This window comes from Citrobacter sp. Ce104, from assembly GCF_030334595.1.
In the GTDB taxonomy this organism is placed as follows: Bacteria; Pseudomonadota; Gammaproteobacteria; order Enterobacterales; family Enterobacteriaceae; genus Citrobacter; species Citrobacter europaeus.
In genome coordinates, this window is the sequence record NZ_JAOWDP010000057.1 from 73555 (window position 1) to 84403 (window position 10849).

General features: G+C 44.0%; 11 protein-coding genes and 1 pseudogene. 2 read left to right on the plus strand and 10 right to left on the minus strand.

Annotated elements, in window-relative coordinates:
* Positions 1-25 precede the first annotated feature (25 nt).
* The 5 genes from ftsI2 to mgrB all read right to left on the minus strand — a co-directional run bounded on the left by ftsI2 (position 26) and on the right by mgrB (position 3494).
* Positions 26-1771 (minus strand): peptidoglycan DD-transpeptidase FtsI2/PBP3(PARA), encoded by a 1746-nt coding sequence (gene ftsI2, locus OGW16_RS06540; protein ID WP_043016040.1) that lies wholly within the window; start codon positions 1769-1771, stop codon positions 26-28.
* 219 nt (positions 1772-1990) lie between these two features.
* Complete coding sequence (cspE, locus tag OGW16_RS06545) at positions 1991-2200, minus strand: transcription antiterminator/RNA stability regulator CspE (protein ID WP_001062678.1); 210 nt, start codon at positions 2198-2200, stop codon at positions 1991-1993.
* 12 nt (positions 2201-2212) lie between these two features.
* Positions 2213-2356: a DUF2627 domain-containing protein gene (locus tag OGW16_RS06550; RefSeq protein WP_006684179.1), complete on the minus strand. Its 144-nt coding sequence runs from the start codon at positions 2354-2356 to the stop codon at positions 2213-2215.
* Between the two features lie 635 nt (positions 2357-2991).
* Positions 2992-3276 carry a YebO family protein gene (locus OGW16_RS06555; protein ID WP_043016039.1) on the minus strand — a complete coding sequence of 95 codons (285 nt, stop codon included), beginning with the start codon at positions 3274-3276 and terminating at the stop codon, positions 2992-2994.
* Between the two features lie 74 nt (positions 3277-3350).
* The gene (gene mgrB / locus OGW16_RS06560) at positions 3351-3494 is read right to left on the minus strand and encodes a PhoP/PhoQ regulatory lipoprotein MgrB (protein WP_003034977.1); all 144 of its coding nucleotides are present in this window, start codon (positions 3492-3494) and stop codon (positions 3351-3353) included.
* A gap of 164 nt (positions 3495-3658) precedes the next feature.
* On the opposite strand from mgrB, the gene OGW16_RS06565 reads away from it, so the two are divergent.
* Entirely contained in the window at positions 3659-3898 is a 240-nt protein-coding gene (locus tag OGW16_RS06565) for a YobH family protein (protein ID WP_003034975.1), read from the plus strand.
* Between the two features lie 112 nt (positions 3899-4010).
* Here OGW16_RS06565 and kdgR read toward each other — a convergent pair whose 3' ends face one another.
* Positions 4011-4802 (minus strand): DNA-binding transcriptional regulator KdgR, encoded by a 792-nt coding sequence (kdgR, locus tag OGW16_RS06570; protein ID WP_003833778.1) that lies wholly within the window; start codon positions 4800-4802, stop codon positions 4011-4013.
* A gap of 174 nt (positions 4803-4976) precedes the next feature.
* Here kdgR and OGW16_RS06575 point away from each other — a divergent pair, with 174 nt between their 5' ends.
* A complete protein-coding gene (locus OGW16_RS06575) occupies positions 4977-6350 on the plus strand; it encodes an MFS transporter (protein WP_075146301.1) in 1374 nt (457 codons plus the stop codon).
* Positions 6351-6400: 50 nt separating this feature from the next.
* Here OGW16_RS06575 and OGW16_RS06580 read toward each other — a convergent pair.
* The 4 genes and pseudogenes from OGW16_RS06580 to OGW16_RS06595 form a co-directional block, all read right to left on the minus strand.
* Positions 6401-6568: pseudogene (locus OGW16_RS06580) on the minus strand (isocitrate/isopropylmalate family dehydrogenase); the annotation flags it as partial.
* Between the two features lie 631 nt (positions 6569-7199).
* On the minus strand, positions 7200-7838 hold the full coding sequence (locus tag OGW16_RS06585; protein ID WP_502873966.1) for an STM2766 family helicase-associated protein: 639 nt from the start codon (positions 7836-7838) through the stop codon (positions 7200-7202).
* Positions 7835-9826 (minus strand): STM2767 family DEAD/DEAH box helicase, encoded by a 1992-nt coding sequence (locus OGW16_RS06590; protein WP_286518121.1) that lies wholly within the window; start codon positions 9824-9826, stop codon positions 7835-7837. Before OGW16_RS06590 ends, OGW16_RS06585 begins: the two co-directional genes overlap by 4 nt.
* Before the next feature lie 398 nt (positions 9827-10224).
* Positions 10225-10776: a recombinase family protein gene (locus tag OGW16_RS06595; protein WP_033816595.1), complete on the minus strand. Its 552-nt coding sequence runs from the start codon at positions 10774-10776 to the stop codon at positions 10225-10227.
* Between the last annotated feature and the right edge of the window lie 73 nt (positions 10777-10849).

Here is a 10849-nt window from a genome sequence, read left to right on the forward strand (position 1 = left end):
GCGAATCGCGCCCCTGGAAAATAACTTACATCGACGGCGAGGATACGCTACTGCCGTGCATCACCAGCAGATGATCGGAGTCGGCTGGCATGCCGTCCGGTTTGACGTTTTCCAGACGCAGGACATCTCCCATAATCTGGCTGAATACAGGCGCGGAGACTGCCCCCCCATAATATGCACCGTTTTGCGGGTTATTAATCACCACGACCAGCGCGAATTTCGGGTCGCTCGCTGGCGCGACGCCCGCCGTATAGGCCACGTATTTATCGACATATTTGCCATCATCGCCAATTTTCTTTGCCGTTCCGGTCTTAACCGCTACGCGATAATCTCTGACTGCAGCCTTGGTTCCCCCGCCACCAGGTAGCGCGACGCTTTCCATCATATGTTCAACCTGGTGAACCAGCGCCTCCGGCATCACCCGTGTACCTATTACCGGCGGATCGATACGCGTAATAGAAAGCGGGCGGTAAATACCGAAGCTGCCGATGGTGGCATACACATGCGCCAGCTGGAGCGGCGTCACCATTAACCCATAACCAAATGCGAAAGTTGCCCGGTCCAGATCGCTCCAGTAGCGACGTTGAGGCATTAAACCGCTACTTTCCCCGGTTAACCCCAATCCGGTTGGATCGCCAAAGCCAAAGCTTTTATAGGTATCGAGGAGTTTTTGTACCGGCATTGCCAGCGAAAGGTGTGATACGCCGGTATCGCTGGATTTCTGCAAAATTCCGGTCAGGGATAACTCCGGGTAAAACCCGACGTCGCGGATGCGATGTCCGTCAACGTTAAAAGGATGGGTATCAATCACGCTGTCCGGTTGCACAATCCCCTGCTGTAGAGCGGTCATGATCACCAGAGGCTTAACGGTTGAGCCGGGTTCGAAGGTGTCGCTAATTGCACGGTTACGAAAATCATCCAGGACCGCACCATCACGGTTATTGGGATTGAAGTCGGGAAAGCTTGCCATGGACAGTATTTCGCCGGTGGCTATATTGACCAGAACAGCGGCCCCGGATTCCGCCTTATTCCACGTTACGGCATTATCCAGCGCGTCTTCAGTAACCGTCTGCAAACGCTCATCAATGCTGAGCTGTAATTCATGCGCCGGTACCGGCATCACTTCGGTGATATTTTCGATGACATGGCCAAATTTGTCTTTCCGTACCAGGCGGGAGCCGGGTTTGCCCATCAGTTGGCTATTGAAGCTTTTCTCCAGCCCTTCAATACCCTGCCCGTCAATGTTGGTGAAACCAATCAGATTAGCTGCAACATGTCCGGCGGGATAAAAGCGGCGGGACTCTTCACGCAGATTGATCCCCGGTAGATCCAGTTTATCGACCCATTCAGCCTGCTGAGGAGAGATTTGACGCGCCAGGTAGATAAACCGCCCGGCCGGATTGCTGTTAACGCGTTCAGCCAGCGTGGTGAGCGAAATATGCAGCGTCTTTGCTAACGCTTGCCAGCGTTCGTTATAGCCAACACCCCCCTTGCTAACGATCGTCTTCGGGTCGGCCCAGACGGCGTTAACCGGAACGCTAACTGCCAGCGGTCGCCCTTCTCTATCGGTAATCATTCCGCGCGGCGAAGCGATGGACACCTCGCGTAAGGAACGCATGTCTTCCTGTTTGACCAGATTCGTCGGCGTGACAATTTGCAGCCACGCAACCCGACCCAGCAGCAATCCAAGACTCAATAATATTGCCACGCAAAGCAGGGCAAAACGGACGGGAGTAAAATTGCGCGCATCTATGTCGTTTTTCTTTTTCACCTGGACTCCCGCATGATAGTTTTTCAGGTGACTGATTTAACGGGAAATGCCGTAAGAAAGCGGGGAAAACTATGCTACGAACATCACGCCTTTGCAACAAAGCGCTAATGGATGGTCATTCAGTAATATTTTGACGTAATTTGAATTAAAAAGCCCCGCATAAGCGAGGCTTTATATCTGAATTGGTTGCGCCTGAGCGCTTCAAATCAGTGGTATCGATCAGATAGCTGTTACGTTAACAGCAGCCGGACCTTTCTGGCCGTCCTGAATTTCGAACTCAACGTTCTGGCCTTCAGCCAGAGTTTTGAAGCCGTTACCCTGGATAGCGGAGAAGTGTACGAACACGTCTTTGCTGCCATCAGCCGGAGTAATGAAGCCAAAACCTTTAGACTCGTTGAACCACTTAACTTGACCTTTAATCTTTGCCATTTGCAAAATTCCTTAGAGTATTTTCTTCGCCCGCGGGCATAACATAGATAAAACTGAGACATTACTGCTTGAGGCACTAATATAAGGTTCGGCAGAGAAGCGGTATTCAACGTCAACGTGTTTACTCAGGACTTCTTTACTGAAAATGCCACACATAAACAGAACTGTACCTCGTTTAACCCAAAACGTGTTATCACATACAACGTAAATAATGGCAAGCCATTTTTAAACGTGTCTCGATCGGTCGCACAAATCCCGTCGTTCATCAAACAGCAACTGCACAGTTATGCGCCATCTCGAGAAGAGATATATTCACGCGCCTCCCCTCTTCCCCCGCCTGGCTTGCGCCAACGCTGGGACATTTCTACCATAGCTCAATAGCTTCGGTTGTTCCAGGTTATCTGTTACGGGTTCTGCCAGATATCATTTTTTATGCTTAGTAATGCATAAAATGTCACAAGCGTAAAAATGAGATCCGCCTTCTGGTTTTGCACCAAAATAATGAAAGAATGATGACAAGGCACAAAAAAAGTAAGAGAAACGTTTCGCTGTTAATAAGACGATCGTTATCACAAAAATGACATAATCATATTTTTAACGTATGGGAGATTATATTTATATCAGACCGGGGATAAGATATTAATTAGTTGGAGCGTCTGAAAATACTGAGAATACATACCGGTCCGACCGCTAATTGCAGGACGAGGGTAGAAGAAAATAGTCTGACGCACTGATGACAGGATGAAGCAACTGAGAACAACATCAGCAGTACCTCATCCTGCCATACTTTTTTACCGCTCAGCTACCAGGCGGATGATGTCATCGTCTTCATCCCTGGCGGGCTCTGCTGTAGGTTCTGCAGCTTTCTCGGGTTCATTAGCTTCGCAAAGGCGACGGAGTAAAGCATTCTGTCTTTTTTGCTGATCTAACAATGCCTCAAGCAGCTCAATCTGCTCGTTAGTACGCGAACTTGCCCGATTGATGAAAAACCAAAGAACAAGCCCGACAATCAGAACCACCACCGATACCGCTAAAGACGCAAAACTTAACGCGCCAGAATTCAAAACTTCGTTCATTTCACCACCTCAATGTAGACAGTGTAGTTTACCACTGCCGCACAAGAAGGTAATCAACTGTTGCGAAAATGCGCTTACCAGGGAATAAATTTATTGATGGCACAAATACCACTGAAAAATTGTACGTCCTGATCGCACATGATGTTGAACACCTGCGCCCACATCAGTATGCATACCAGCACAACAACAATCAGCACTACCCAGCGAATTTTTTTCACTCCAGCTCCACTCTTCAACCCTACATCTTATGTCTATAAATTATCATGCGTTACCTAAACCCAGCGTTAACTGTATCGGCATTCAATCTTTTTAGGAATGATTGACTTGTTTCATCCCGTGTACAGGCTAATCTAAGAATAACGAGAAAAGATAAGAGGTTGTAATGCGTCTGATTATCCGCGCTATTGTGTTGTTAGCTCTGGTTTGGATCGGTTTATTACTGAGCGGCTATGGAATTTTAATTGGAAGTAAAGAGAATGCTGCCGGTCTGGGCCTGCAATGCCAATATCTGACCGCCCGCGGAACCAGCACCGCACAATACGTCCACACCAATAGTGGTATCATTGGCCTGTCGGATTGTCCCCTGCTCAGGAAAAGCACGGTCATAATCGATAACGGTTAATATCGCAGCAGTACATTAGATACGTTATTTACGCCTGGTAACGTTATGACTGTTCACAAAAAACCCCGGGTACAAAATACCTGGGGTTTTTAGCATTCGCGATTACGTCAGATTAGAACGGATAGTCGTTATAGCCCATTTGTTCTGAAATCTTACGCGCCGCCGTATGCAGCATCGCCACATACTCGTGTAAACGCTCTTCTGAGAAACGCAGCGTTGGGAATGAAATACTCAGACCCGCAATCACCACGCCGAAACGGTCAAACACCGGTACGCCGATGCAGCGCAGACCTTCTTCCTGTTCTTCGTTATCTTCGCCGTAGCCCTGCTCACGCACTTTATCCAGCAATACCAGCAATTCATCAGTATTCGTAATAGTACGATCGGTACTACGTTTGTACTCAATGCCATCCAGAATCTGCTTCACTTCATCGCGGTCACGCCATGCCAGCAGAACTTTACCGATAGCCGTACTGTACAGCGGATTACGACGACCAACGCGGGAATACATGCGCAGATTGTACATGGAGTCGATTTTGTGGATGTAGACAATGCTGTCTTCATCCAGCGCACCGAGGTGTACTGTTTCTTTAGTCAGACGCGAAAGTTCGCGCATCTGGATATCAGCACTACGGATAAGATCGACGTTTTGCAACGCGCGCGCGCCCAACTCGAATAATTTCAGGGTCAGCGAGTATTTCTCAGACTCACCTTCTTGTGCCACATAACCCAGCGTTTTCATGGTCTGCAAAAAGCGATAAACGGTGCTTTTCGACATCATGACGCGTTGCGACAATTCGGTAATACCAATTTCGCGCTCTTCACCCAGCGCCTGCAGAATGCCAAAAACTTTCAGCACGGAAGATACAGAATCGGGTTGCTTATCCAGATCTGCGATTGCCATTTATCACCCCTTTCGAGTGTTTTATAAAAATCAGAACCGGTTTTTATTATAATTTCACGTATCCCCCCTCGCAATCGCTCTTTGCTTACTTAGTTACAAATCTGCGACCTAACGCCTGAATATCAATGCTAAAATTATTATTCTCATCATAAATTCCGACAATATTGACTTCCTATGGAAAAAACTCAGACCGATGGTCTGCCATTGCCCCAGCGATATGGAGCAATTTTAACCATTGTTATTGGCATCTCTATGGCAGTGCTCGACGGCGCAATCGCGAACGTAGCCCTGCCAACTATCGCAGCCGATCTTCAGGCCTCACCAGCCAGCTCAATCTGGATCGTGAACGCCTATCAAATCGCGATCGTGGTTTCGCTCCTGTCGTTCTCTTTTTTAGGTGATATGTTCGGTTACCGGCGCATTTATAAGTGCGGCCTGGTCGTGTTCCTGCTGGCATCGCTATTCTGTGCTTTGTCAGATTCATTGCACATGCTGACGCTGGCGCGCGTCGCTCAGGGTTTTGGCGGCGCGGCGCTGATGAGCGTCAATACGGCATTGATCCGGCTCATTTATCCTCAGCGTCAGCTTGGACGAGGAATGGGGATCAACTCCTTTATTGTCGCGGTCTCTTCGGCAGCGGGTCCGACCATTGCCGCAGCAATTCTCTCTGTTGCCTCGTGGAAATGGCTGTTTCTGATCAACGTCCCGCTGGGAATAATCGCCCTGCTGCTGGCTATGCGTTTTTTGCCACCCAATGCGTCCCGCGGTAATAAACCACGCTTTGATCTGCCAAGTGCGGTCATGAATGCCTTAACGTTTGGCTTACTAATCACCGCGCTCAGCGGGTTTGCACAAGGGCAGTCGCTAAAACTGATTGGCACCGAGCTTGTGGCGCTTATCGTGGTGGGTTATTTCTTCATCCGCCGTCAGCTTGCGCTGCCGGTTCCGTTATTGCCGGTCGACCTGCTACGCATTCCACTGTTTTCACTCTCGATCTGTACCTCGATATGTTCCTTCAGCGCACAAATGCTGGCATTGGTTTCCCTGCCCTTCTTTATGCAAACGGTACTTGGCCGCAGCGAGGTTGAAACGGGGCTGCTACTGACGCCATGGCCACTGGCAACCATGGTGATGGCTCCGCTGGCGGGATATCTGATTGAACGCGTTCACGCCGGACTGTTGGGCGCGTTGGGCATGGCGGTAATGGCAAGCGGGCTGTTTTCGCTGGTGCTGCTGCCCGCTTCTCCCTCGGATGTTAATATCATCTGGCCGATGATACTGTGCGGCGCGGGTTTTGGCTTGTTTCAGTCACCGAATAACCACACTATTATCACCTCCGCGCCGCGTGAACGCAGCGGTGGTGCGAGCGGTATGCTGGGAACGGCGCGCTTGCTGGGTCAGAGTACCGGAGCCGCACTGGTCGCGCTGATGCTAAACCAGTTTGGCGACAGTGGCACGCACGTCTCGCTGATAACCGCTGGCATTCTGGCCTCGCTGGCAGCAATCGTGAGCGGCTTACGTATTACGCAACCGCGAGTTAAGGCATAAAAAAAACGGGAACCACTCGGTTCCCGTTCTCATACAACCCAGGATCTGGATTACATGTTTTCGATGATCGCGTCACCAAACTCTGAACATTTCAGCAGCTTAGCGCCGTCCATCAGACGTTCGAAGTCATAGGTTACGGTCTTGGCGTTGATTGCGCCTTCCATACCTTTAACGATCAGGTCAGCCGCTTCCACCCAACCCATGTGGCGCAGCAGTAGTTAGATGATTCATATACAACCGCATGATAAATAAAAACAATTCTATAATTTCATTATAAATAAACTGGCTTTTATCTTTACCCTAACCTATTGATTATCAATGTATGTTTTTTGATTTTGATAACCGTTTTAGGGGGCAAAAACAAGTACCTGTACCTATCAGCCCCTTCACGACATAGGGATTTTAAATCATGCGTGTTATCATGCTTAATCAATACGTTACATCACCTTTTCGCCAATAATCTTAATATTGCCCCCCCTGAATATTCAAAAGGTTATAACTAATAGACAACCTCAATGGTGAAGAATTTACAGGTGCGAATGTCCGCTATGAGCGAAAAGTGAACGCTAGCTCAAAAAAGTGTCAACATTAGCTACTCTGACAGTCCACTCTGTGCCAATAGCGGAAATTGATGACCAGTTTAAGTACCTCATCGGTGTGAATGAAAATGGATATTATCTGGCTGTCGCTGAACGTGATCATTTCATAGAAATCCCGCTGCATTCAGGTTAGAGGAAAATTCTACTTACGCCTGCATTGTTTTTTCGGGGGGGGTACCCCTGCACCAGAAAATTAACAAATATAGCTAATTCAATCGGTGAAAGGATAATTCCCCTCCCTCTGTATTTTCTAACAATTAATAAACTTACAATCGGTTTTTATGTTCAGCAAGTCTAAAAAATCTTCCTCTGATATTTTTCGTCTCAATCCAATTTTAAAAGTAGAATTGCTGCCATAAAATAAGTCGTAGTGATGCAAGGGATGTATGTCTTTTTTACCATGTTTTTCATAGTTAATCCTATCATAGTCATACCTTAAATATCCATCTTCCATCATGAGTAACTCTCTCAAAAAACTCCAATAATTGTCATTACAACTATCCTCTTGATATAAGGATATTTTCTCAATAAATTCCAAGCTGCAGCCACTATAAAAACTCGGCTCATTTATTAATGATATAACCTCAGATGTAATTCGATTATCAACTTCCATCTCGTTTCTAAATTTGAACGAGTAGCCTTCATTTTTCTTAATGTAAAATGGGAACATAATTGAGAAGTATTTATCAGACTTCACAAAAAATATTCTACTCATTTTATCAATTCTAACTATAATCTTACCCTTAGCGTTACTTTTTTTGATTGTCGGATTGATAAGCATATACTTAATACTATTCATCAATAGTTCTATTATCTGGATTTTATTTTTAATTGGCTTAAAAAATCTATCCATATAAGATTCATCTATATCAAATGTGTACTCAATCATCTGCAGTAGTACTTTTTGTTATCGTTAATAAATTCAACAATCCCATCCTCATCAAAATCGTCTTTATAACTTTCAGGTAAAGACTGGATGAATTTCTTCCAATATTTCTTTTCAATCCCTTCTCTTGTTAAAATATCATTAATAAAATCATAGAAGGAGACGTTAGATTGACTTTTAACCTTAACAATACGCTTCTGTATTCTTTCTTTTTCTTCCCTACTTGGCTCTTTTGTTTTAATTACATCTTGTGTATTAATTATATCTAAACCATCAAGTTGGCATTGGATTTTTTCATACTTTTCAACCAACAAGTAAGACTGAAGAAATGAACGGGTTAACATTGTGTAAAGACTGTTCCTATATGTATAATTATCTTTAATTTCCTTTGTCACACAAATAACAAAAGGGAATTCCAATCCTTTGACATTATTAACATTTGAGATAAATAATTGATTTGGTATTTTTTTCTTAGTCTCTACTGCTTTATTAACATCCCATTTAAGCTCAGTTCTAATTTTAAACTCTAAACGATCTATATAATCATAGATGTAATTATCTTTATCTAACATGATTATAGCAATATCATTTGATTCTACTGTCGGATTATCATTTTTAATACGCTTTAAAATATCAATAACTTGTGACTCATTTATATGTTTCATGATATTCATGTTAGATATTTTTGTCTCTTCTAAATCCTCAAACCTCCGAATGGAATCACGAGAGAGTGTCACTTCTTTGTTTGCTTTATTGATAGTATAACCACTACTTTCCCACTCACTATCTTCTAACCAATTGAGTTTGTTTTCCTCAAAAAGCCCCATTCCAATAGCATGTGCAAACATTAAAATCCGAGGTGCTGTTCGATAACATTTGTTAAGTACATAGTCGACATTTTCAACTTCTCTCTTGATGTTATTTTCAAAAATATCCTGAAAAATATCACCAGCTACGTAGACTTTGTGTCTAGTAATCTTTTCACACAGCTCAAAAAATACTTCAGGGAAGTCTTGTTTTTCATCAATTAAAATATAATCAAATGCATATTCTAAGTCTTCAATTTTATTAATTTCAATTAATGCCTTAGAAAATATATCATGGTAACTAGTGTTTCTGCTCCACCTTGAAAAAGAAATGCCATAAAAATCACAGATGTAACTATATAACCCAGAGTCTTTATCTTGCTTAGAACCCCACGCCCTATCAACCCACAACTGATTATTCCATTTGATTTGTTTTTCGACTTTCATAAAGTCAAAAAACGTTGGAATCCTATCTTTCAGTGTATGAGATAATGCTTTATTATGACACGTAAAGAAAATTTTAACCTTATCTTCCGATGCGTATATTTCTTTTAGTTTATGCATTAAAAGCTCGGTTTTACCAGTGCCAGACAAACCTTGGATTGATATTCTTTTATTTGGTAGTTGCTTGTATATAAATCGAGTTTGCTCACCATCAAATAAAATTATATTATGCTTTACTTTTTCAAGAAGCGTTGTTGGAGTTTCAACTCCGACCTTATCTATATTATTTATACTACCCGTAATTAATGATATCAAAAGCTCACACTTTCTATAGTCAGCCTCATTAAGTTGATTCTCTTTCAAAATTTCTGAGCAATCAAAGTCGTTATCTAGCGTAACCTTGCTTGTGAAACCTTCTTTTAATTTTCGAGCTCTCCCTATATGTTTTTGATATCTATATTTATCAGATATAGAGTTAACATCCTCCATAAAATCTTCGTAATATTCATCAAATTCATCTTCATCATTTTTTAAATCAATGAATATTATTTTGTGCTTTGGTGAAAGTATTACTATAGCGTTTTCAGAATAAGAGTAGCTATATTTGTTTTCACCTAATGGAGCTGTTATTAAGTATAGCTGTTCAGTTGGGTTTTGTTCAGCATACTCCTCGATATTCTGAATAACATTTGTATTCAATTCACTCTTTTCTATATGATTATAAAATAAACTATTTGGCATGCTGCTAGTCACCTGATAATGTTAATAGTAACAACCGTACGTGGTGGATAAACCTATAGGTTATTATCTAACAATTTTAGGGAATTTCCAACCATTGAGCTCGTTACAGCTTGGCGTTTGTCGTTGAGGAGGAACATCTTAAAAATATAAAGCTGCCGCATTGGGTTGGGCTTGTGTAAGTCGATACTGACGTCTAACCATTTAACTTCCGCTTCTCGCTGTGGGATCAACGGGTCGATGCAACACTAGGTTTACTTTCCGAATGAGCTGGAATCAATGATTTCGTCAGGTCTGCTTTTCGCTCAAAGCGGACTGGCAATCATTCAATACTCGCACTATCGAACGTTCGCCAGTTCGCCGCCGCCCGTTCTTGCATACGACGACGCGGTGGCGTTTTCTCAACGCCACGCAGGAAATTTTTTGTATAGCGTCGACACCCCTACATCATAAATTATAGCCACACGTTTTCTAGACTCACCTGCAGCAATCAACCTTCCAGCCTGAGCCCACTCTTCTGCGGTTAACTTTGGTCGTCTGCCGCCGATCCGGCCATCTTCGCGCGCAGCAGCTAAGCCCGCCCGTGTTCGCTCAACAATTAGCTCTCTTTCCATCTCGGCAAGCGCCCCCATGACATGAAAGAAAAAGCGCCCCATTGGTGTGGAGGTATCTATACTGTCGGTCAGGCTACGGAAGTTTACCCCTCGCTCCCTCATTTCTTCGACCAGCACGACAAGATGCCGCATGCTGCGACCGAGGCGATCCAGCTTCCAGACCACCAATGTGTCACCTTCTGATAATGTTCTGAGCACCTTTTTTAGACCTGGTCTGTCAGACGTTTTTCCACTTATCTTGTCTTCGAAAATCAGCTCACATCCTGCACACTCGAGCGCGTTTCTTTGCAATGCTGTGTTCTGGTCATTTGTTGACACCCGTACATAGCCTATAAGCATGATCTATCCCTTCGCTAAAAGCTGGGATCATGCCATTTGCACCTGAAATATTCATTTTCGTAAACGTTGGTTT

What these genes read in the sequence shown, in the direction of transcription:
- cspE (WP_001062678.1), bottom strand. Translation starts at nt 2,200, where the DNA reads ATGGCAAAGATTAAAGGTCAAGTTAAGTGGTTCAACGAGTCTAAAGGT.
- OGW16_RS06550 (WP_006684179.1), bottom strand. Translation starts at nt 2,356, where the DNA reads ATGTGTGGCATTTTCAGTAAAGAAGTCCTGAGTAAACACGTTGACGTT.
- OGW16_RS06555 (WP_043016039.1), bottom strand. Translation starts at nt 3,276, where the DNA reads ATGAACGAAGTTTTGAATTCTGGCGCGTTAAGTTTTGCGTCTTTAGCG.
- OGW16_RS06565 (WP_003034975.1), top strand. Translation starts at nt 3,659, where the DNA reads ATGCGTCTGATTATCCGCGCTATTGTGTTGTTAGCTCTGGTTTGGATC.
- kdgR (WP_003833778.1), bottom strand. Translation starts at nt 4,802, where the DNA reads ATGGCAATCGCAGATCTGGATAAGCAACCCGATTCTGTATCTTCCGTG.
- OGW16_RS06575 (WP_075146301.1), top strand. Translation starts at nt 4,977, where the DNA reads ATGGAAAAAACTCAGACCGATGGTCTGCCATTGCCCCAGCGATATGGA.
- OGW16_RS06585 (WP_502873966.1), bottom strand. Translation starts at nt 7,838, where the DNA reads ATGATTGAGTACACATTTGATATAGATGAATCTTATATGGATAGATTT.
- OGW16_RS06590 (WP_286518121.1), bottom strand. Translation starts at nt 9,826, where the DNA reads ATGCCAAATAGTTTATTTTATAATCATATAGAAAAGAGTGAATTGAAT.
- OGW16_RS06595 (WP_033816595.1), bottom strand. Translation starts at nt 10,776, where the DNA reads ATGCTTATAGGCTATGTACGGGTGTCAACAAATGACCAGAACACAGCA.